Genomic DNA, 18,907 nt, shown 5'->3' with positions numbered 1-18,907 from the left:
CGCGTTCGCCGTGCCAACCCATCGTGCGCACAGCGGTAAACCCGCCGCATCCACGACGCCCGGCACGACCGCCCGCACACCCCCCCGCACAACAGGCCGGGCGACCGGCCGGACGGCCGAAAACCGGACGGCCGACGACCGGGCAACTGTTGGCCGGGCAACTGCCGGCCGGGCAAATGACGTTGGGGCCTCCGCCGGTGGGTCCGGCGACGGCGCCCGGGGCGATGCGTACGGCCGGCCCTTCGGCGGTGACCCCGCCACCGTGCTGCCGCGTGTCGCGGTGATCAGCGGCATGGCGGGCGTCGGCAAGAGCGCGCTCGCGCTGCACGTCGCGCACGGACTGCGGGAACGATTCACCGACGGCCAGTTGTACGTCAACCTGCACGGCGCCACCCCCGGCATGACCCCGCTCACCGCCGGTCAGGCGCTCGCCGCGCTCCTGCGCGACCTGGGGACGGAACCCCGTCGTATCCCCGAACACCCCGACGCGGCGGCGGCGTTGCTCCGGTCGATGCTCGCGCCCACCCGCACCCTCATGGTGCTGGACGACGCGGCCCACGCGGCCCAGGTGCGCCCGCTGCTGCCGGCCGGTGCGGGCTGCGCGGTGATCGTGACGAGCCGCTCGCCGCTCACCGCCCTGGACGGCGCCGACCGTTTCCCGCTCGCGCCGCTGACGGACGAGGACAGCGCGGCCCTGCTCCGCGCGGTCTCCGGCCGCCAGGACGGACTCGACGGAAGTCACCCTCTCGTCGAACTCACCGGCAGGCTGCCGCTGGCCCTCCGGGTCGTCGCGGCCCGTCTCGCCGCCCGCCGCGCGCTGACCCCCGATGTTCTCGCCGGTCAACTGGCGGCCACGGAAGGCCGGTTGCATCACCTGGAGTACGACGACCTGAGTGTGCGCCGTTCGCTCGCGGTCGCGCACGACGCGCTGCGCGCCTCCGAGCGCGAGGCCGACCGGGACGCGGCGCTCGCCCTGTGCCGTATCGGCGCGCTCGACCTGCCCGCGTACGGAGCCGCCCTCGTCGCCCGCCTCACCGGCACCGACGAGCGTCGCGCCGAGGCCGCGCTCGACCGCCTCGTCGACGTCGCCCTCCTGGAGGAGACCGCGTACGGGCGGTACGCGCCGCACGACCTCGTACGGGATTTCGCCCGGGAGATCGCGGGCGAGGCGGAGTGCGTCCTCGCGACAACGCCCATGGCCACCCACACCCACGCCGACGCCCACGCCGAGGCCGCCATCGGCGCGGGCCCCGTGGCGACCGGACCCGTACCTCTCGGTCACGACGCCGCCGTCGCCGAGCGCGCCCTGCGCTGGTACGCCGGTGTCGCCGCCCGCTCCCTGGAGGCGATTCTCGAACCCGGTCTCGACAGGGAGGACCGGAGCAGGCCGACCGCCTCGCAGCCGGCCGGGCACGCGGCGGACGTGGCGGCCACACCCCCGTTCTGTTCCGGGCGGGAGGCCTTCACCTGGGGCGACACGGAACTGGCGAACGTGGTCGCGCTCGCGCAGCGGCACGCGCACGCCTCGCCGTACTTTCCCCTGCTGGCCCGCCTGCTCAACCCGTACGTCCAACGCAGTGGCCGGGTGTCCGAGGTGGAGGTCCTTCAGCGGGCCGCGCTCGACGTGGCGCGCCTGCTCGGCGACGAGGCCGCCGAGGCGTACGCGCTCGGCGACCTCGGAGGACTGCACTTCGTGACGGGCCGCGTGGGCGAAGCCCTCACCCTGAACGACGAGGCGCTCGCGATCTGGAGCCGCCTCGGAGTGCGCTCCTGCCAGCGGCGGGCCCTGAACAACCGGGGCATGCTCCTCGAATCCCTCGGCCGTCATGCCGAATCCGGTGAGGCACTGCTGCGAAGTCTTCAGTTCTCACGGGAGCTGGGCGATCCGCACATGGAGGCCATCACCTACAGCCACCTCGGCAACCTGTACGAGCACACCGACCCGCGGGCCGCCATCGATCACCACAAGCGCAGTCTCGCGATCGGCGACGCCGTGCAGGACGTGATCATCCGGCACTCGGCGCACTGCAACATCGGCTACGCCCATCTCACGCTCGGCGAACCGGCCGCCGCCGTACCGCACTTCGAGGAGAGCCTGCGCATCCTCGGCGGCCACGGCGACTGGCACGGCGAGTCACAGACCCGGCTCGGCCTGGTGCGGGCCCTGCGCGGTGTCGGTCACCGGGAACGCGCCGCGCGCGAGTGCGATCTGCTGCGGTGCCGTGCCGAGCGCCGTGCCGACCGGTACACCGGAGGCCTCGCCCGGCACCAGGCGGGCCTGCTGCTGCGGGAACGCGGCGACGCCGAGGCGGCCTACGCGGAGTGGGCGTCGGCTCTGGAGGCCCTGGCGGAGACGGACAGCCCGGTGACGGGCGAACTGCGAAACCTGCTGGCAGACAGAGCGGACAGAACAGGCAGAGTAGATGGACCGGGCAGGGCGGATGGACCGGGCAAGGCAGGTGGAGCGGACAGGGTGGTGGCGGGCGGACCGGGAAGTCTGCCGGCGCCCCGGTAGGCCCCGGCGCAGGCACCCCGGAGCGAGGCGCAGGCGCCCCAGAGCGTCCGGCGACGGGCGGACCGGGTCACTTCGCGTCCGCGTAGCACCGTACGACCGCCGTCGTGAACGGAAAACGCACCGGCGTCTGTCCGAACGTGAGACGGCCCGCGAGTTCGGCCGCGTCGCGGATGGCGGCCGCCACGGTGTCGGCCTCCTCGGCCGGGCAGTGCACCATCACCTCGTCGTGCTGGAAGAAGACCAGCTCGGCGGCGAGCCCGGAGCAGGTGCGGCGCAGTGCCGCCAGCATCAGCAGGGCCCAGTCGGCGGCGCTGCCCTGCACGACGAAGTTGCGCGCGAACCGTCCGCGGGCGCGGGAGTCGGAGGACGCGTATCCCGGCACCCAGCCCTGGTCGGCGGCGGTGTCCACGGGATCGTCCTGCGGGATGCCCGCCTCCTCCCCGCCGCCGTCGTCCGACCCGGCGGCCGGAGGGCAGGTCCGCCCCAGCCAGGTCCGCACCAGCCGCCCCTCCTCGCCCGCGCGGGCCGCGTCGTCCACGTACGCGACCGCCTTGGGGAAACGGCGGCGGAGCAGGGCGAGGTTCTTCAGGCCGTCGCCGGAGGTCTGGCCGTAGACGGCGCCGAGCACGGCGAGTTTGGCCTGCGCCCGGTCGCCGGAGAACGCCCGGTCCGAGACCGACTGATAGAGGTCGCTCTCCCGGCCCGCGACCTCCATCAGGCCGGGATCACGGGAGATGGCCGCGAGGACGCGCGGCTCCATCTGGTCGGCGTCGGCGACGACCAGCCGCCAGCCGGGGTCGGCGACGACGGCACGCCGGATCACCTTGGGGATCTGGAGCGCGCCGCCGCCGTTGGTCACCCAGCGTCCGGTGACGGTCCCGCCCGGCAGGTACTCGGGCCGGAACCGCCCGTCGCGCACCCAGTCCTGGAGCCAGGACCAGCCGTGGGCGACCCAGATCCGATACAGCTTCTTGTACTCGATGAGCGGTTTCACGGCCGGATGGTCGATCGTCTCGATCTCCCACCGCCGGGTGGACTTGACCTTGATCCCGGCCTGCGCGAACGCCTTGACGACATCGGCCGGCAGATCGGGTCTGACCCGTCGTCCGAAAGCGGCGGACACCTCGTCGGTGAGCTCGGCGAGGCGCCGGGGCTCACCGCCGCCGGTGTACCGCTCGCCGAGCAGTTCGTGCAGCACGTCCCGGTGGACGTCCGCGCTCCACGGCAGCCCCGCCCGGTTCATCTCGGCGGCGACCAGCATCCCCGCGGACTCGGCGGCCGTCAGCAGCCGCATCCGGTCCGGATGCGCGGCCGCGTCGTGCCGACGCTGCTGGTCGGCGTAGACCGCGAGGAGGTCCGCCAGCGGCACGTGCACCGGGCGGGGTTCGAAGAGGGAGGACTGCGAACCGGGCTCGGCGGAACGCTGCGGCGGGTCCGGCGGCACGGGGCCGCCGCGCAGTCTCGCCAGCGCGGCGGCCGCCGACCGGGGCTCGCCGAGCCGCCCCTCGTGTCCGAGCAGCAGGGTCTCGGCGGCCTCCATGTCATAACACCGCTCCACTCGCACCCCCGTGGCGAGCAGTCGCGGATAGACATCGGCCGTCGACCGCCAGACCCACCGGCTCACGTCCGGCCGGGCCCGTACGGCCTCCGCGAGGTCCGCCTCCCGGCGGACCCCTCCCGTGGGCAGCCCGTCCGGGCCGAGGGCGGCGAGCTCCACGCCACCGTCCTCGGCCGGCGCGAGAGCCCAGCGCTCGGTCATGCCTCCGAGTCTCGCAGGAGGGTCTGACAACGCCGTTTCGACCAGCCGTTTCGACCAGCCGTCTCGGCCAGTCCGTCTCGGCCAGGTTGTTCCGGTACTGCCGCCGCCGACGCGGGCACCCCCGGTCACCCCCGGGATCGCGCCGTGCCTTCCTGCCGGCGCCGGCGTTGCCGCGGCTGCTCATCGGGCATCCCCTCCGAGAGGCGCTCCGACCGCTGCTCCCCTAAAGCGTGTCGCAGGTTTCTGCAACACGCTTTAGGACGCGCCCTCCGTCTTCGCCGCTGCCTCCTCCGCTGTCTTCGCCTCCGCCTCCGTCTTCTCCTTCACCAGCTCAGTGATCATGCGTCCGATGTGCGCTTCGGCTGCCGTCTTGTCGACGCCCGCGCCGCTGAGCACGCCCTCGCCGTTCTCGAACTCCAGCAGGGCGAGCAGGATGTGCTCGGTGCCGACGTAGTTGTGGCCGAGGCGGAGCGCCTCGCGGAACGTGAGCTCCAGGACCTTCTTGGCGGCCGGTCCGTACGGGACCAGTTCGGGGACCTCGGCGGCGGCCGGCGGGAGCGCGGCGACGGCCGCCTCGCGTACGGCGTCCAGGGAGACTCCCTGCGCGGTGATGGCCCGTGCGCCGAGCGCGTCGGGCTCGCTGAGCAGGCCGAGGACGAGGTGCTCGGGCAGCCCCTCGGTCCCGCCCAGCGCCTTGCACCGCTCGTGCGCGACCACGACGGCCTTCCTGGCCCGGTCGGTGTAACGGCCGAAGCCCTGGCTGGGGTCGAGGTCCGCCTCCGCCTTCGGCACGAACCGCTTCTGCGCGGCCTGCCGGGTGACGCCCATGCTCCTGCCGATGTCCGTCCAGGACGCCCCGGAACGCCGTGCCTGGTCCACGAAGTGCCCGATCAGATGGTCGGCCACCTCGCCCAGGTGGTCCGCCGCGATCACCGCGTCCTGGAGCTGGTCGAGCGCGTCGCTGTGCACCTTCTTGATGGCCTCGATGAGGTCGTCGAGACGCACGGTTGCCTTGCCGGGAGAGTTCGTCGTCATGTGTCAACGGTAGGTTGACAGTCCAGGGGTGTCAACCCGGGGTTGACAGTCGTCGGCCCGGTGTCCGCGCTGTTTCCGGGCGACCCCGATGCCGAAGACAGAAACACTGTCCACAGGGTGTGGACGAGTCGGCGGCCGCGGCGCCGAGGCGGACACCGGACCCCGGTCCGCCCGTGACACGATCGTGGGATGAGTACGTCCAGCACCGTGGAGCGCGCCTTCGCGGCCGCCCTCTACGCCGACACCGACACGGCGCTCGACACCGGAGCCTCCGTGCTCGCGGCCGACCCGGCCTCCGACGCCGAACTCGCCCGGCGTGGTGCGGAGTTCGTGGCGGCGGCCTGGCGGCGCGGCTGGCAGCCCGCCGATGTCGTACGGATCGTGCGGCGCGACCTGGACGACGTACACGTACACCTGGTGATCTCCTCGATCCTCGGGGAGCGGGAGGGCGACCGCGAGCCCCGGGGCGCACGCTGGGCGGCCCAGCTCGACGAGCTGGGGGCCGAAGCCCACGACCTCCGGACCGACCGTTTCTCACGCGCCACCGCGACCCTGGAGCTCTACCGTCTGCTCCTGCGCCTGCCCTCCATCGAGCCCCTGGACCCGCCCCGGGCGCCGGCGACGGCCCGTGCCCCGCGGGAGACGCGCATGCTCACCCGCATCCGCGCCCTCCTCGCGAAGGCGGAGGCGACCGGCTTCCCGGAGGAGGCCGAGGCGCTGAGCGCCAAGGCGCAGGAGCTGATGGCGCGGCACACCATCGACGAGGCGCTGCTGGCTGCCCGGACCCACGCGAAGGACGCGCCGGGTGCCTGCCGTATCGGCGTCGAGCCGCCCTACGAGACGGCCAAGGCGGTGCTCCTGGACGCGGTCGCGGGGGCGAACCGTTGCCGGGCCGTGTGGAACGACGCCCTCTGCTTCTCGACCGTCGTGGGCTTCGAACCCGACCTGGAGGCGGTCGAGCTCCTCTACACCTCGCTTCTCGTGCAGGCCACGGCGGCGATGGCGAAGGCGGAGGCCGCGCAGCGGGCGGGCGGCCGCAAGCGCACGAAGACCTTCCGGCAGTCGTTCCTGGCCGCGTACGCGCACCGGATCGGCGACCGGCTCGCGTCGGTCGCCGAGGAGCAGGTGACCGCCGCGGAGACGGAGGGGGCGCTGCTGCCGGTCCTGGCGGCCCGGGACGTGGCCGTCGCGGACCACCTGGACCAGATGTTCCCGCAGACGGTGACGACCCGGATGCGCGGGATCACCGACGAGGCCGGATGGCACGAGGGCGCCGCGGCGGCGGACCGTGCCCAGGTCCGGGGCAGACGCCCGCTCCCTTAGGACCGAGCCGTGGCCGCCGACGGGGCTGGGCGCTTCCGCGCACGGCCGAGGTGGTCGACGGGCCGCGCGCTCCCATGTACGGCAGCGGTGGTCGACGGGCCGCGCGCTCCCACGTACGGCCGAGGTGGTCGGAGGGTTGCGCGCTCCCGTGTACGGCAGGGGTCGTCGTCGGGGCACCCCGTCCCGGATGGGGGAGGCGGTCGTCGGCAGGCGCCTGCGAAGGCGTGCCGTACGCGTCAGTCGCCCGCGTGCTGGAACGGCGTCACGGAGGCGTTCGGCTCGCTCGCCGATCCCTTACCGGCGACCGGGCCGTACGACCACGGGAAGCTCTGCGCGGTGTCGGCGCCGGGCAGGGTGATCTTCAGCGTCTTCACGGCGAGGGTCTTGGCGTCGCCCTCCGCACCCCGTACGTACGTGATGGTGAAGGTCGCGGTGTCGCCCTTGGCGAGGGTCAGCGGCTCCGGTGCCGCGGACTTGTCCCCTTCGATGTCCGCGGAGGCGCCGCCCGCTTCCACGGTGAGTCCGGGGAAGCCCTTCAGGGTGCACCGGGCGCCCTTGCCGGTGAGGGTGACGGGGATGTTGCCCGTGTCCCCGGCGGCCGTGGCGGCGTTCGCGGGGCCGACCTGGATCGCGGTGTCACCGATCGCACAGGCCGCGACCGTCGCCTTCTTCGCCGAGCCGGCCGTGGCACCGGACTTCTCGGAACTGCCGGTGCTGCCGGAGCCGCCGCCGTCGCAGGAGGTCAGGGCGAGGGCCGCCGCGAGGACGGTGACGGCGATGGGCAGAGCGCGCATGGGTTCCCCTGGGAGTCGTGACGATGTGCATGGATCATCACGCACCCGGGTCCACCGAGGTTGCCCACCCCTCGCTGTTCACCCGCACGGGACCGGTATCGCCCGATATTGTCCGCGGACGTTCCCACCTTGTCGGGATGGCCGACACGAGCCCGTGGGGTTCGCGAACGAGCGATCGCGGCCGATCCGGCGATCAGGAACCCAGGCCCGCCGTCGGCAGACCCGTGGGCAGCTTTCCACCCTGGCTCTTGGTGTACGTCTCCTTGCCGCCGCCGCCCTGCCAGGTGACCGTCAGCGTTGTACCGGTGACGGAGTCGACCATGCCGACGGCACGCTTCTTGCTGCCGTCCGTGCAGGCCAGGCGGATCATCTGCATGCTCGCCTCGTCGGACGAGGTGCCGCTGCACACCGTGCCGCCCGTCGCGAAGAGGCCGGCCTGCTTACCGTTGATCATGAGCACCACGGCCTTGCCGCCCGCGGTCGTGAGCCAGCTCCCCTGGAGCTTGCCGCTCGCCGCGGACGTGCTCCCGGAACCGCCGCCCGTACCGGCGCCGTCCGTCGCGGACGCGCTCGGGGTCGCCGACGGCTCCCCGGAGTCGTCGCTGCCGCTGCTGCAGCCGGTCAGCACGGCCGCCGCCGCCAGTCCCGCGGCCGCGGCCGCGATACGCGCGTGGCGGGACGGGAAGGTCGCCGTAGTCACTGAAGCCCCCAAGGGTGGGATGGATGCGGGTCGCCCGGACGGATCGCAGCAAGCTATCAGGAGGACCTGGGGACCCCCTCCGGGAATCCGGCGACCATCCGCGTCGCCCGGGTCCTGCCGTGAGCGCCCGCCAAGGCGCCTGGCGGGCGCTCGCCGAGCCCGGACCGCTCGCGCGGTGCGCGCTCACCGAGCCCGGACTGCTCGTGCGGTGACAGATTCCGGGGTCCGAGAACTTCCGGCCCGAGGTCGGTCACCGGTACACGCCGACCGCCGTCCCGGGTTCCGAGGCGAACGTCTCCGGCACCGTCGACGTGCGCGTTCTCGCCTTCGAGTCCGAGCGGATGCCGAGCGTCCGCCGGGCCGGCGCGAACGCGCGGCGGTCCGCGGACTGGACCATTACCTGGACACTGGAACAGGAAGGGCGCGGTACGCGTCTCTTCCTAGTACACGAGGGATCCGATCCGGACGATCCCACACAGATGATGGCGTGGAAGATCATGGACGGGGGCTGGAGTTCGCATGTGATGCGATCTCCGGGGAATGCGCTGGACCGAATGTGGGCCCGCACGGCACTCCGGTGAGGTGCGGACCGTAGTCGGGCGAACGACAACCGGTAGTCAAGGGCCGGTAAAAGCTGTAACCGCAGGACCACCCCGCGTGCACGTGCATCTGCCCATGCATCTGCACATGAACAGAGCTATGATCCGAGTCAGTTGACTACTGCATCTATGGCCACCTCAGCCACTGCACGACCGGGGAGCGACCTGTGGACCACGACGTGTTCGACGTGGATGACGTGTACGACGGTATGGCTGAATTCGTGTACAACGGCATGGCCGCCACCGAGCTCGACGGCGTCGCCTGGCAGAAGAGCCGGCACAGCAACTCACAGGGTTCCTGCGTGGAGTTCGCGCGGCTGCCCGGCGGTGACGTGGCCGTGCGGAACTCGCGGTTCCCCGAGGGGCCCGCGCTCGTCTACACGCGCGCCGAGATCGAAGCCATGCTCCTGGGCATCAAGGACGGCGAGTTCGACCACCTGATCGCGGGCTGACGGCCGTGATCCCGAGCTGTCCCGAACCGAGCTGTCCGGAACCGATGGGTCACGGGAGGCCGACGACGGTGCGGGCGGCGTAATCCGAGGGTGAACTTCACTCTGCGTTCCGTAACGCGCGTAGAACCGCGGCGCCAAAAGGCGCCGCGGTTGCTATTCGGAGGAGAGTGCGGCCGTGTCCGGCTGCGCTCCCAGCCGGAACAGCGCCCATACGACCTTGCCGCTGAGCGTTCCGGCGAGCGGGTGCCAGCCCCAGCTGTCCGAGAACGAGTCGACCAGGAAGAGGCCGCGCCCCGACTCCGCCGCGAAGTCGTCCGAGTCGCCGGCGACCGGACTCTCGTGGCTGGGGTCGCGCACCGCGCACACCAGTCGTGAGGTCCACCGCATCAAGTGCAGCCGCACGGGCGGCCCTTGGTCGTCCTTGCGGGGCGTGTCCGCGGGCAGCGCGTGCCGCAGGGCGTTGGTGACGAGCTCGGAGACCACCAGACAGACATCGTCGAAACGGTCGCCGATCTCCCACTGGTCCAAGGTTCCGCGGGTGAACTGCCGTGCCTCGCGCACCGCTTCGTAGCGGGCGGGCAGAGCGCACGAAGCGGCGCTGGACACGGCCGCGGGATCGAGAGGCGGAAGTCCCTGCCGTAAGGGTTCGAGCATGGTCGATCCATTCGTCCCCATGCGAGGCACTCCCGGGTGTTCGCGGTCGTTGCGATGCAGCGGTGGCGCGGGGACCATGGTTCCGAATGCGTACAGCAGATGCAAGGGCAGATGCACGTGCACGCGCCCGAATTGGACCTTCCTCTGCTACTTCTTGCTCATTTCTTCCTTCACCTTATTCTCAGCAGTCGACGCTTCATTGATCCTTTCCTGTGCTTCTGCTTTGGCTGCTTTCCGTTTCCGTAACTGAACGAGTACTGCTTGAAGTGTTTTAGTGGCAGACTGCGGCGTCTGGAAGACGGTTGGGGAGGCTGACGAACGTGAGCGCTGGTGAGTCGAGCGGCTCGGTGGTGCGGCGCATGCTGCTGGGGTCACACCTGCGGCGCCTGCGTGAGGCGCGTGGCATCACCCGTGAAGCGGCCGGCTACTCGATCCGCGCCTCCGAATCGAAGATCAGCCGTATGGAGTTGGGAAGGGTGAGCTTCAAGACCCGCGACGTCGAGGACCTGCTGACGCTCTACGGCATCACGGACGAGGCCGAGCGCACCTCCCTGGTCTCGCTCGCCAAGGAGGCCAACGTCGCGGGCTGGTGGCACAGTTACTCCGACATCCTGCCGAGCTGGTTCCCCACCTACGTCGGTCTGGAAGGCGCGGCCCACCTGATCCGGGTCTACGAGGTGCAGTTCGTGCACGGCCTGCTCCAGACCGAGGCGTACGCGCACGCCGTCGTCCGGCGCGGGATGAAGGGTGCCTCCGCCGCCGACGTCGACCGGCGTGTGGCCCTGCGGCTGGAGCGCCAGAAGTACCTCGTCTCCGAGAACGCCCCCGAGTTCCACATCGTCCTCGACGAGGCCGCGCTGCGCCGCCCGTACGGCGACCGCGAGGTGATGCGCGGACAGCTCCAGCACCTGATCGACGTCTCCGAGCGGCCCAACGTGCGGCTCCAGGTCATGCCGTTCAGCTTCGGCGGGCACTCCGGCGAGAGCGGCGCGTTCACCATCCTGAGCTTCCCCGAGTCCGATCTGTCGGACGTCGTCTATCTGGAGCAGCTCACCAGCGCGCTCTATCTGGACAAGCGCGAGGACGTCAACCAGTACGAGGGCGCGCTCAAGCAGCTCCAGCAGGACAGCCCCGGGCCGGCCGAGAGCCGTGATCTGCTGCGCGGGCTGCTCCAGCTCTCCTGACTCTCCCGAGAGCGGCCACGGACTTCTCCGGTCACCCTCAACTCCCTTGAAACACAAGTACGATGACATGTGATCAGACCGTGATCGGATGTCTGCTGACCCGGGCCAAGGACTGCCTCGGCAGCACAGGGATTGAGGGAGCACATGTCGTCCTACTTCACCGACCTGGCCCAGCAGTACATCGACGGCGAGTGGCGCCCGGGAACGGGCTCCTGGGACATCATCGATTTCAACCCGTACGACGGCGAGAAACTGGCGTCGATCACGATAGCCACGGTCGAAGAGGTCGATGACGCCTACCGCGCCGCCGAGCGCGCCCAGAAGAAGTGGGGCGCGACGAACGCGTACGCGCGCCGCGCGGTCTTCGAGAAGGCGCTCGCCGTCATCGACGAACGCGAGGCGGAGATCACCGATGTGATCATCGCCGAGCTCGGCGGCACCCGTCTCAAGGCGGCCTTCGAGCTGCACCTCGTCCGGGAGTTCCTGCGCGAGTCGGTCCAGCTCGCGCTGCGCCCCGAGGGGAAGATCATCCCCTCGCCGGTCGACGGCAAGGAGAACCGCCTCTACCGCGTCCCGGTCGGTGTCGTCGGCGTCATCAGCCCCTTCAACTTCCCGTTCCTGCTGTCGGTCAAGTCCGTCGCCCCCGCGCTCGCGCTCGGCAACGGCGTGGTCCTGAAGCCGCACCAGAACACCCCGATCGCCGGCGGCTCGCTGGTCGCGAAGATCTTCGAGGAGGCGGGTCTGCCCGGCGGCCTCCTCAACGTCGTCATCACCGACATCGCCGAGATCGGCGACGCCTTCATCGAGCACCCGGTCCCGAAGGTCATCTCCTTCACCGGCTCCGACAAGGTCGGCCGGCACGTCGCCACGGTCTGCGCCGCCAACTTCAAGCGCTCGGTGCTCGAACTGGGCGGCAACAGCGCCCTGGTGGTCCTGGAGGACGCGGACATCGACTACGCGGTCGACGCGGCGGTCTTCAGCCGTTTCGTCCACCAGGGCCAGGTCTGCATGGCCGCCAACCGCGTCCTCGTGGACCGCTCGGTCGAGGCCGAGTTCACCGAGAAGTTCGTCGCCAAGGTCAGGACGCTGAAGACCGGCGACCCGAGGGACCCGCAGACGGTCATCGGCCCGGTCATCAACTCCTCCCAGGCGGACGCGCTGGCGGGCGTCGTCGAGCAGGCGATCACCGAGGGCGCCACCGCCCTGGTGCACGGCACCACCACGGACAACCTGGTCGAGCCCTCCGTCCTGACCGGTGTCCCCGCCGACTCGGACCTGCTGCGCCAGGAGGTCTTCGGCCCGGTCGTCTTCCTCGTCCCGTTCGACGGCGAGGAGGAGGCGGTCCGGATCGTCAACGACACCCCGTACGGCCTCTCGGGCGCCGTCCACACGGCTGACATCGAGCGCGGCGTGAACTTCGCCAAGCAGATCGACACCGGCATGTTCCACGTCAACGACGGCACCGTCCACGACGAACCCCTCGTCCCCTTCGGCGGCGAGAAGCACTCCGGCATCGGCCGCCTGAACGGCGAGACGACGGTCGACTCCTTCACCACGACGAAGTGGATCTCGGTGCAGCACGAGCGGAGCCGCTTCCCCTTCTGATCCGGCTTCGCGTGAGCCGCCTTCGCGTGATCGTTCAGCGTGCCCGGACCCTTGCGGACAGGAACTGACCGCAAGGGTCCGTAGCGTCGTCGGTGTCAGCCGGAAGGACCCGATGAAAGGCGGCCGGTCATGGTCACGCATGTGCGAGCGGAAGAGCGGGGCGACGAGTGCGGGGCACTGCTCGCGTTCATCGAGGAGCAGCGCGGCGGCATCCGCCGGTCGCTCATCGGGCTGACGGAGGAGCAGGCCGTGAGCCGGCCGAGCGCCAGTGAACTGTCCCTGGGCGGACTGCTCAAGCATGTCGCCGAGGTCGAGCAGGGCTGGATCGCGCGGGCCAAGGGCGAGCCGCCGGCCGTGAAGCGCGACGAGTCGAACTGGCACGAGTGCTTCGTCCTCGCCGACGGCGAGACGGTCGCCTCGCAGCTCGCCCACTGGGAGAAGGTCGCCGCCGAGACGGAGGCCTTCCTGCGCTCGGTGCCGAGCCTCGACGACACCTTCGCGCTTCCGCCGGACCCCTGGTTCCCGCCCGAGGGACGCGTCTCGATGCGCTGGCTGGCCCTCCACCTGATCCGCGAGACGGCCCGGCACGCCGGGCACGCGGACATCATCCGCGAGTCCCTGGACGGCAAGACGGCCTTCGAACTCGTGGCACTGGAGCAGGGCTCCACCTGGGGCTGACCGTGGCACCCCTAGGCTGGACGGCATGTCAGCGATCCGTCTCCTCGTGCTCGGCGCGGTCCGTCAGCACGGGCGGGCCCACGGCTATCAGGTGCGCAACGACCTGGAGTACTGGGGCGCGCACGAGTGGTCCAACGCCAAGCCCGGCTCGATCTACCACGCGCTCAAGCAGATGGCCAAGCAGGGACTGCTGCGCGCCCACGAGATCGCGCCGTCCACCGCCGGGGGGCCGCCGCGCACCGAGTACGAGATCACGGCCGCGGGGACCGAGGAGTTCCTGGCGCTGCTGCGCGAGTCCCTGACGTCGTACGACCAGAAGATGGACGTCCGCTCGGCGGGCATCGGCTTCATCGTCGACCTGCCGAGGGACGAGGCGGTGGCTCTCCTGAAGGAGCGGATCCGCGGGATCGAGCAGTGGCGTACGGCCGTCACCGAGCACTACGTGCCCGAGGACGGCCCCGCCCAGCTCGGGCACATCGGCGAGATCATGGACCTCTGGGTCCACTCCGCCGACGCCGACGCGGCGTGGACCCGGGGCCTGATCGCCCGTGTCGAGGGGGGCGCCTACACCTTCGCCGGGGAGGGTGAGCCGTTCGTCGGGGTCCTCCGCGACGACCAGGAGAACCCGTACGCGACGGGGGAGCGGCACCCGGAGGACGCGCGCTGACCCGCGCCGGTCCGTCACTCATCAAGTTTGACTAATGCCTTGGCCGGGCTTACTCTCCGTTGGCGTGAGTCGGTAGTCAAGTTTGATTACTGGCACGGAGGACCGGCTGGAGACCGGCTCGGAAACGGGCCGGACGGAGGGAGCGGGATGACCGGAGCGATCGTCGTCGAAGGCGTACGCAAGCGGTACGGGGACCATCACGCGCTGGACGGACTGGACCTGCTGGTGGGGCGCGGCACGGTGCACGCGGTGCTCGGCCCCAACGGCGCGGGCAAGACGACCCTGGTCCGGGTCCTGTCGACGCTGCTGCGCCCGGACGGCGGCCGGGTGGAGGTCGCCGGACACGACGTGGTGCGCGAGGCCCGACGGGTGCGGTCGCGCATCGGCCTGCTCGGCCAGCACGCCGCGCTCGACGAGGAGCTCGGCGGCCGGCAGAACCTGGAGATGTTCGGACGCCTTCACCATCTGGGCTCCCGCGCCGCGCGGACACGGGCCGACGAACTCCTGGAGCGTTTCGGTCTCGCCGGCACCGGCCGCAAGGCGGTCCGCGCGTACAGCGGCGGCATGCGCCGTCGCCTGGACCTGGCCGCGTCGCTCATCACCGACCCCGAGGTCCTGTTCCTGGACGAGCCGACGACCGGGCTCGACCCGCGCGGCCGGGCGGAGGTGTGGGCGGCGGTGCGCTCCCTGGCCGGCGGCGGCACGACGGTGCTGCTCACCACCCAGTACCTGGAGGAGGCGGACCAGCTCGCCGACCGCATCTCGGTCGTCGACCGCGGACGGCTCATCGCGGACGGCACGGCCGACGAACTGAAGTCCCGGACAGGCGGCGACCGCATCGACGTGGTGCTGCGCGACGCGGGCCTGCTGGGCGCCGCCGTGGCCCTGCTGCCGTTCGCGGGGGAGGGGGTCTCGGTCGACGCGGACCGCCGGCTGCTCAGCGCTCCGGTCACCGACCGCATGGCGGCCCTCGCCGCGACCGTACGCGCTCTGGAGGAGGCCGGGATCGAGGCGGAGGACATCGCGCTGCGGCGCCCGACGCTGGACGAGGTGTTCCTGCACCTCACCGGGGAGACATCGCGAACCAAGGAGGCCGTGTGAGCACGACGTACGACACCGTCCGCGAAGGGAACCGGGGATCCGGGCGGCCGGGAGGACCCGGTGGGCCGCGCGAACCCGGCGCGGGAGCAAGGCTGTTCTCCGACTGCTGGACCATGACCCGCCGCGAATTCGCACGCTGGGCACGGCAGCCCGTCCAGGCGGCGGTCGGCCTGGTCTTCCCCGTGATGCTGCTCCTGATGTTCGGTTATCTGGTCGGCGGCGGCCGGGACGTCGAGGGCGACTACGTCGACTACCTGGTGCCGGGCATGCTCGCCCTGACCATGGCGTTCGGCCTGGAGGGCACGATGCTGGCCGTCACCCAGGACCTCGGCAAGGGCGTCATCGACCGCTTCCGCTCCCTGCCGATGGCCAACGGGGCCGTCCTCGTGGGCCGTTCGGCCGCCGACATGGTCCAGTCGGCCGTGAGCCTGGCCGTGCTGACCGGGGTCGGTTACGCGCTCGGCTGGCGCCCCGACAGCACCCCCGGAGCCTTCCTCGGAGCGATGGGACTGCTCCTGCTCCTCCGCTTCGCCATGCTGTGGATCGGCATCCACCTGGCGATGGTGGCCGGCAAGCCGGAACTGGTGCAGGCCGTGCAGATCCTGGTCTGGCCCGTCGGCTTCCTGTCCAACGTCTTCGCCTCCCCCGGCTCCATGCCCGGCTGGCTGGGCACGGTGGTCGGCTGGAACCCCATGTCACGGACGGCGACGGCCGTCCGTGAACTGCTCGGCGGACCGGGCGCCGAGCCGGGCCACATCGGCCCCGCGATCCTGTGGCCCCTCGCCCTGCTCGCGGTCTTCTTCCCCCTGGCGGTACGGCGCTTCGCCCGCCTGAGCCGCTGACGGAAGGCCACGGGACCGGGCCGCCGGGCTGCCTGGGACATCCCGGCCCCGGGTGGCCCGGCCCGGAGCCGGCCGCCCCGGAACGTGTCCGGGCCGGGTTTCAGGTGTCCGGACCGGGCTTCAGTGATGGAAGCTCGTCTCCGCCTCCTTGTCGTGGGTCAGCGGGTGGGGCTGGCGGCGCAGCTCGGGCAGCAGCCGGGTCAGGTCCTCGATGAAGAGGTCGGCGAGGTCGGACGAGAAGCCGTTGCGGCACACCACGCGCAGCACGGACAGGTCCTCGCGGTTCTCGGGGAAGGTGTACGCGGGCAGCAGCCAGCCTTTCTCGCGCATTCTCCGGGACACGTCGAACACGTCGAACGCCTTCACCTCGGGCGCCGTCGTGAAGGCGAACACCGGCAGTTCGTCCCCTCGGGTGAGGAGCCGGAAGTCGCCCAGGCAGTCCACCCGTTCGGCGAGGGCGCGTGCCACGTCCCTGGTCGTCTGCTGAACGGCCCGGTAGCCCTCCCTGCCCAGCCGCAGGAACGTGTAGTACTGCGCGACGACCTGGGCGCCGGGGCGGGAGAAGTTGAGCGCGAACGTCGGCATGTCGCCGCCCAGGTAGTTCACCCGGAAGACCAGTTCCTCCGGCAGCTCATCCGCCGTCCGCCACAGCGCCCAGCCGACGCCGGGGTAGACCAGGCCGTACTTGTGGCCCGAGGTGTTGATCGACGACACCCTCGGCAGCCGGAAGTCCCAGACCAGGTCCTCGTCCAGGAACGGCGCGATCATCGCGCCGGACGCGCCGTCGACATGGACCGGGATGTCGAGTCCGGTGCGCTCCTGGAGCCGGTCCAGCGCCGCGCACAGTTCCTCGATCGGTTCGTAGGACCCGTCGAAGGTGGAGCCCAGGATGCCGACGACCCCGATCGTGTTCTCGTCGCACAGCGCTGCCGCCGCCTCGGGGTCGAGGTGGAACCGGTCGCCCTCCATGGGGATCTGGCGCGCCTCGACCTCCCAGAAGTTGCAGAACTTCTCCCAGCACACCTGGACGTTGACGCCCATGACGAGGTTGGGCCGGACGCTCGGGTAACGGTCCGCGTTGCGCAGGGCCCAGCGTCGCTTCAGCGCCATGCCGGCGAGCATGCACGCCTCGCTCGACCCGGTCGTGGAACAGCCCACCGCGGCCGACGGATCCGGCGCGTTCCACAGGTCGGCGAGCATCGACACACAGCGCCGCTCCAGTTCGGCCGTCCGGGGGTACTCGTCCTTGTCGATCATGTTCTTGTCCCGGCACTCCGCCATCAGGACGCCCGCCTGCGGTTCCATCCAGGTGGTGACGAAGGTGGCGAGGTTCAGCCGGGAGTTCCCGTCCAGCATGAGCTCGTCGTGGACGAGCTGGAGCGCGGTCGTCGGCGGCAGCGGGCCGTCCGGGAGACGATGCTTGGGCGGTGCCTCGACCATGCCGCTGACCGGGTTGGCCTCGCCGTAGAAGGGGTTGACGGAGTGGGGGTGGGCATCGGGCTGCTGCTGGCCCTGGTGGAGCGGCACGGGCTTCTCCCAACGGTCTGCGGGACGGGCGTCCCATTTCTTCATCGGATGAGGGCGCCCCGGCGGTTCACCGGACCGGGCTCCCGTCCTTGCGCAGTTGCATCTGCGGCCGCCCGGTCACCAGCAGCCAGGCCGGCAGCGAGGCGATGCAGAGCAGGGCGATGATCGACGGCGAGGCCACCAGGACGGCTGCCGTGAACAGGCTCACCCAGCCCTGCCGGGTGATCGCGAGAAGCGTGCCCAGAACCCCAGCGGCCAGTCCCAGCGACGGCTCGACCGCCGGCACCAGCGCGTGGGCGCACAGACCGAACGCGGCGCCGATGAAGACGGCGGGGAAGATCCGGCCGCCGCGGAATCCGCAGGACGCCGCGACGACGAGTGCGGCCAGCTTCACCACGGCCATCAGGGCGAACCGGCCCGCCGACCAGCCGTCCGGGTCATGGGCGATCTCGGCGACCTGGTCCAGGCCCTTGAACAGCGTCAGCGGCCCGCCCAGGCAGCCCAGCAGGCCGAGGACGAGCCCGCCGACAGGGAGGGCCGCCATGGGGTGGCGCAGCAGGCCGAAGGCCTTGTGGACGTAGGGGAAGGAGTGGACCCCGGCCATGCCGAGCACCGCAGCGACGGAGGCGACCACCAGCGCGGACAGCACATCGGCCCAGCCCGGGCTCCCGAGCGGGGGCAGATCCAGGTCGAAACTCGCGTGTCCCAGCAGTGCCGTAGTGATCGAGCCCACCGCGGCGGCCGTCAGCGGCGCGAAGAGGTTGTCCCACAGCAGACCCTTCACCTGCCGCCCGGCGAGCGCCTCGGAGATGACCAGGGCGGCCGCGACCGGCGTACCGAACAGGGCGCCGATCGTCCCCGCCTCGGCCAGGGTCACCCACAGCACGCCGGGCGCCGCGGGCGCGAACCGGCGGCCCGCCCAGAACGCCAGCGCGACGTTGGTGGCGATGATCGGGTTCTCGGGGCCGAGGCTCGGGCCGCCCGCCAGCATCAGCGCGGTCGCCACCAGCAGGCCGGGCAGGATGAAGGGGGCCATCGGCTCCGCCTGGAGGCCCAGCGTGGCGGGGTCGGGGCCCGCGTGCCCCGGCGCCTTCCACACCACCAGACCGACCAGGACGCCGGTGGCGGTGAGCATGACGATCATCCAGAGCGAGGAGTATCCGCCGATGCCGAGCGCGTCCGGCAGGTCGGTCCACAACACGTCCTTGAGCTGGTCGGCGAGCTTGCTCACCCCGACGTAGAGAAGGCTGGAGACCCCGCCGACGACCATGGCGGGGAGGAACAGCGGAAGCAGCGTCCGTGCGGGCGTCGCCCCGGCGGGGGCCGGTCCCGGGGGAGCCGCTTCGTGGGTCACGGGCTCACCCTAAACGCGCGAATCGGACATAACATCCCGGGCGACGCCACCGGCGCGGCCCGGCCCGGCGCTTCGGGCTTGCACCTCACGTCACGTCAGGCCCCATCGTGAAGGGCGT

The 18,907-nt window shown here is 71.4% G+C and carries 16 protein-coding genes and 1 pseudogene; 10 read left to right on the top strand and 7 right to left on the bottom strand.

What is annotated here, in order from left to right; all coding sequences use genetic code 11:
* Positions 1–2,398, top strand: a pseudogene (locus ACFXGX_RS13055) (tetratricopeptide repeat protein); the annotation flags it as partial.
* Between the two features lie 184 nt (positions 2,399–2,582).
* On the opposite strand, the gene ACFXGX_RS13050 reads toward ACFXGX_RS13055, so the two are convergent.
* Entirely contained in the window at positions 2,583–4,274 is a 1,692-nt protein-coding gene (locus ACFXGX_RS13050) for a bifunctional 3'-5' exonuclease/DNA polymerase (RefSeq protein ID WP_384789039.1), read from the bottom strand.
* Positions 4,275–4,529: 255 nt separating this feature from the next.
* On the bottom strand, positions 4,530–5,309 hold the full coding sequence (locus tag ACFXGX_RS13045; RefSeq protein ID WP_384789036.1) for a Clp protease N-terminal domain-containing protein: 780 nt from the start codon (positions 5,307–5,309) through the stop codon (positions 4,530–4,532).
* Between the two features lie 189 nt (positions 5,310–5,498).
* On the opposite strand from ACFXGX_RS13045, the gene ACFXGX_RS13040 reads away from it, so the two are divergent.
* Complete coding sequence (locus tag ACFXGX_RS13040) at positions 5,499–6,632, top strand: DUF2786 domain-containing protein (RefSeq protein ID WP_384789033.1); 1,134 nt, start codon at positions 5,499–5,501, stop codon at positions 6,630–6,632.
* A 236-nt stretch (positions 6,633–6,868) separates the two neighbouring features.
* On the opposite strand, the gene ACFXGX_RS13035 is transcribed toward ACFXGX_RS13040, so the two are convergent.
* Both ACFXGX_RS13035 and ACFXGX_RS13030 read right to left on the bottom strand, forming a co-directional pair.
* The gene (locus tag ACFXGX_RS13035) at positions 6,869–7,426 is read right to left on the bottom strand and encodes a DUF4232 domain-containing protein (RefSeq protein WP_384789030.1); all 558 of its coding nucleotides are present in this window, start codon (positions 7,424–7,426) and stop codon (positions 6,869–6,871) included.
* A 193-nt stretch (positions 7,427–7,619) separates the two neighbouring features.
* Positions 7,620–8,126, bottom strand: a complete 507-nt coding sequence (locus ACFXGX_RS13030) for a hypothetical protein (protein WP_384789027.1) — start codon at positions 8,124–8,126, stop codon at positions 7,620–7,622.
* A 215-nt stretch (positions 8,127–8,341) separates the two neighbouring features.
* On the opposite strand from ACFXGX_RS13030, the gene ACFXGX_RS13025 reads away from it, so the two are divergent.
* Together ACFXGX_RS13025 and ACFXGX_RS13020 are read left to right on the top strand one after the other, a co-directional pair.
* Positions 8,342–8,707: an SRPBCC domain-containing protein gene (locus ACFXGX_RS13025; protein WP_384789134.1), complete on the top strand. Its 366-nt coding sequence runs from the start codon at positions 8,342–8,344 to the stop codon at positions 8,705–8,707.
* Between the two features lie 185 nt (positions 8,708–8,892).
* Entirely contained in the window at positions 8,893–9,177 is a 285-nt protein-coding gene (locus ACFXGX_RS13020; RefSeq protein WP_037625978.1) for a DUF397 domain-containing protein, read from the top strand.
* Between the two features lie 153 nt (positions 9,178–9,330).
* On the opposite strand, the gene ACFXGX_RS13015 is transcribed toward ACFXGX_RS13020, so the two are convergent.
* Positions 9,331–9,852, bottom strand: coding sequence for an ATP-binding protein (locus ACFXGX_RS13015; RefSeq protein ID WP_384789024.1), 522 nt, complete (start codon positions 9,850–9,852; stop codon positions 9,331–9,333).
* Between the two features lie 338 nt (positions 9,853–10,190).
* On the opposite strand from ACFXGX_RS13015, the gene ACFXGX_RS13010 reads away from it, so the two are divergent.
* The 6 genes from ACFXGX_RS13010 to ACFXGX_RS12985 all read left to right on the top strand — a co-directional run bounded on the left by ACFXGX_RS13010 (position 10,191) and on the right by ACFXGX_RS12985 (position 15,908).
* Positions 10,191–11,015 (top strand): helix-turn-helix domain-containing protein, encoded by an 825-nt coding sequence (locus ACFXGX_RS13010; RefSeq protein WP_384789131.1) that lies wholly within the window; start codon positions 10,191–10,193, stop codon positions 11,013–11,015.
* Between the two features lie 144 nt (positions 11,016–11,159).
* Positions 11,160–12,620, top strand: coding sequence for an aldehyde dehydrogenase family protein (locus tag ACFXGX_RS13005; protein WP_384789021.1), 1,461 nt, complete (start codon positions 11,160–11,162; stop codon positions 12,618–12,620).
* Between the two features lie 129 nt (positions 12,621–12,749).
* A complete protein-coding gene (locus ACFXGX_RS13000) occupies positions 12,750–13,298 on the top strand; it encodes a DinB family protein (RefSeq protein ID WP_384789018.1) in 549 nt (182 codons plus the stop codon).
* A gap of 25 nt (positions 13,299–13,323) precedes the next feature.
* On the top strand, positions 13,324–13,965 hold the full coding sequence (locus ACFXGX_RS12995) for a PadR family transcriptional regulator (RefSeq protein ID WP_384789015.1): 642 nt from the start codon (positions 13,324–13,326) through the stop codon (positions 13,963–13,965).
* Between the two features lie 147 nt (positions 13,966–14,112).
* Positions 14,113–15,066 carry an ATP-binding cassette domain-containing protein gene (locus tag ACFXGX_RS12990; protein WP_384789012.1) on the top strand — a complete coding sequence of 318 codons (954 nt, stop codon included), beginning with the start codon at positions 14,113–14,115 and terminating at the stop codon, positions 15,064–15,066.
* A gap of 113 nt (positions 15,067–15,179) precedes the next feature.
* Complete coding sequence (locus ACFXGX_RS12985; protein ID WP_384789128.1) at positions 15,180–15,908, top strand: ABC transporter permease; 729 nt, start codon at positions 15,180–15,182, stop codon at positions 15,906–15,908.
* A gap of 120 nt (positions 15,909–16,028) precedes the next feature.
* Here ACFXGX_RS12985 and ACFXGX_RS12980 read toward each other — a convergent pair whose 3' ends face one another.
* Both ACFXGX_RS12980 and ACFXGX_RS12975 read right to left on the bottom strand, forming a co-directional pair.
* Complete coding sequence (locus ACFXGX_RS12980) at positions 16,029–17,435, bottom strand: glutamate decarboxylase (protein ID WP_384789009.1); 1,407 nt, start codon at positions 17,433–17,435, stop codon at positions 16,029–16,031.
* A 67-nt stretch (positions 17,436–17,502) separates the two neighbouring features.
* Positions 17,503–18,789 (bottom strand): ion channel protein, encoded by a 1,287-nt coding sequence (locus ACFXGX_RS12975; protein WP_384789006.1) that lies wholly within the window; start codon positions 18,787–18,789, stop codon positions 17,503–17,505.
* Positions 18,790–18,907: the final 118 nt, after the last annotated feature.

It is taken from the genome of Streptomyces sp. NPDC059371 (assembly GCF_042751995.1).
Lineage (GTDB): Bacteria > Actinomycetota > Actinomycetes > Streptomycetales > Streptomycetaceae > Streptomyces.
Note: the sequence above shows the minus strand (reverse complement) of the source record. Positions and strands in the feature narration are given on the sequence as shown.

Coding starts and splice junctions, on each gene's coding strand:
- ACFXGX_RS13050 (WP_384789039.1), bottom strand. CDS start 4,274: ATGACCGAGCGCTGGGCTCTCGCGCCGGCCGAGGACGGTGGCGTGGAG.
- ACFXGX_RS13045 (WP_384789036.1), bottom strand. CDS start 5,309: ATGACGACGAACTCTCCCGGCAAGGCAACCGTGCGTCTCGACGACCTC.
- ACFXGX_RS13040 (WP_384789033.1), top strand. CDS start 5,499: ATGAGTACGTCCAGCACCGTGGAGCGCGCCTTCGCGGCCGCCCTCTAC.
- ACFXGX_RS13035 (WP_384789030.1), bottom strand. CDS start 7,426: ATGCGCGCTCTGCCCATCGCCGTCACCGTCCTCGCGGCGGCCCTCGCC.
- ACFXGX_RS13015 (WP_384789024.1), bottom strand. CDS start 9,852: ATGGGGACGAATGGATCGACCATGCTCGAACCCTTACGGCAGGGACTT.
- ACFXGX_RS13010 (WP_384789131.1), top strand. CDS start 10,191: ATGCTGCTGGGGTCACACCTGCGGCGCCTGCGTGAGGCGCGTGGCATC.
- ACFXGX_RS13005 (WP_384789021.1), top strand. CDS start 11,160: ATGTCGTCCTACTTCACCGACCTGGCCCAGCAGTACATCGACGGCGAG.
- ACFXGX_RS13000 (WP_384789018.1), top strand. CDS start 12,750: ATGGTCACGCATGTGCGAGCGGAAGAGCGGGGCGACGAGTGCGGGGCA.
- ACFXGX_RS12995 (WP_384789015.1), top strand. CDS start 13,324: ATGTCAGCGATCCGTCTCCTCGTGCTCGGCGCGGTCCGTCAGCACGGG.
- ACFXGX_RS12990 (WP_384789012.1), top strand. CDS start 14,113: ATGACCGGAGCGATCGTCGTCGAAGGCGTACGCAAGCGGTACGGGGAC.
- ACFXGX_RS12985 (WP_384789128.1), top strand. CDS start 15,180: ATGACCCGCCGCGAATTCGCACGCTGGGCACGGCAGCCCGTCCAGGCG.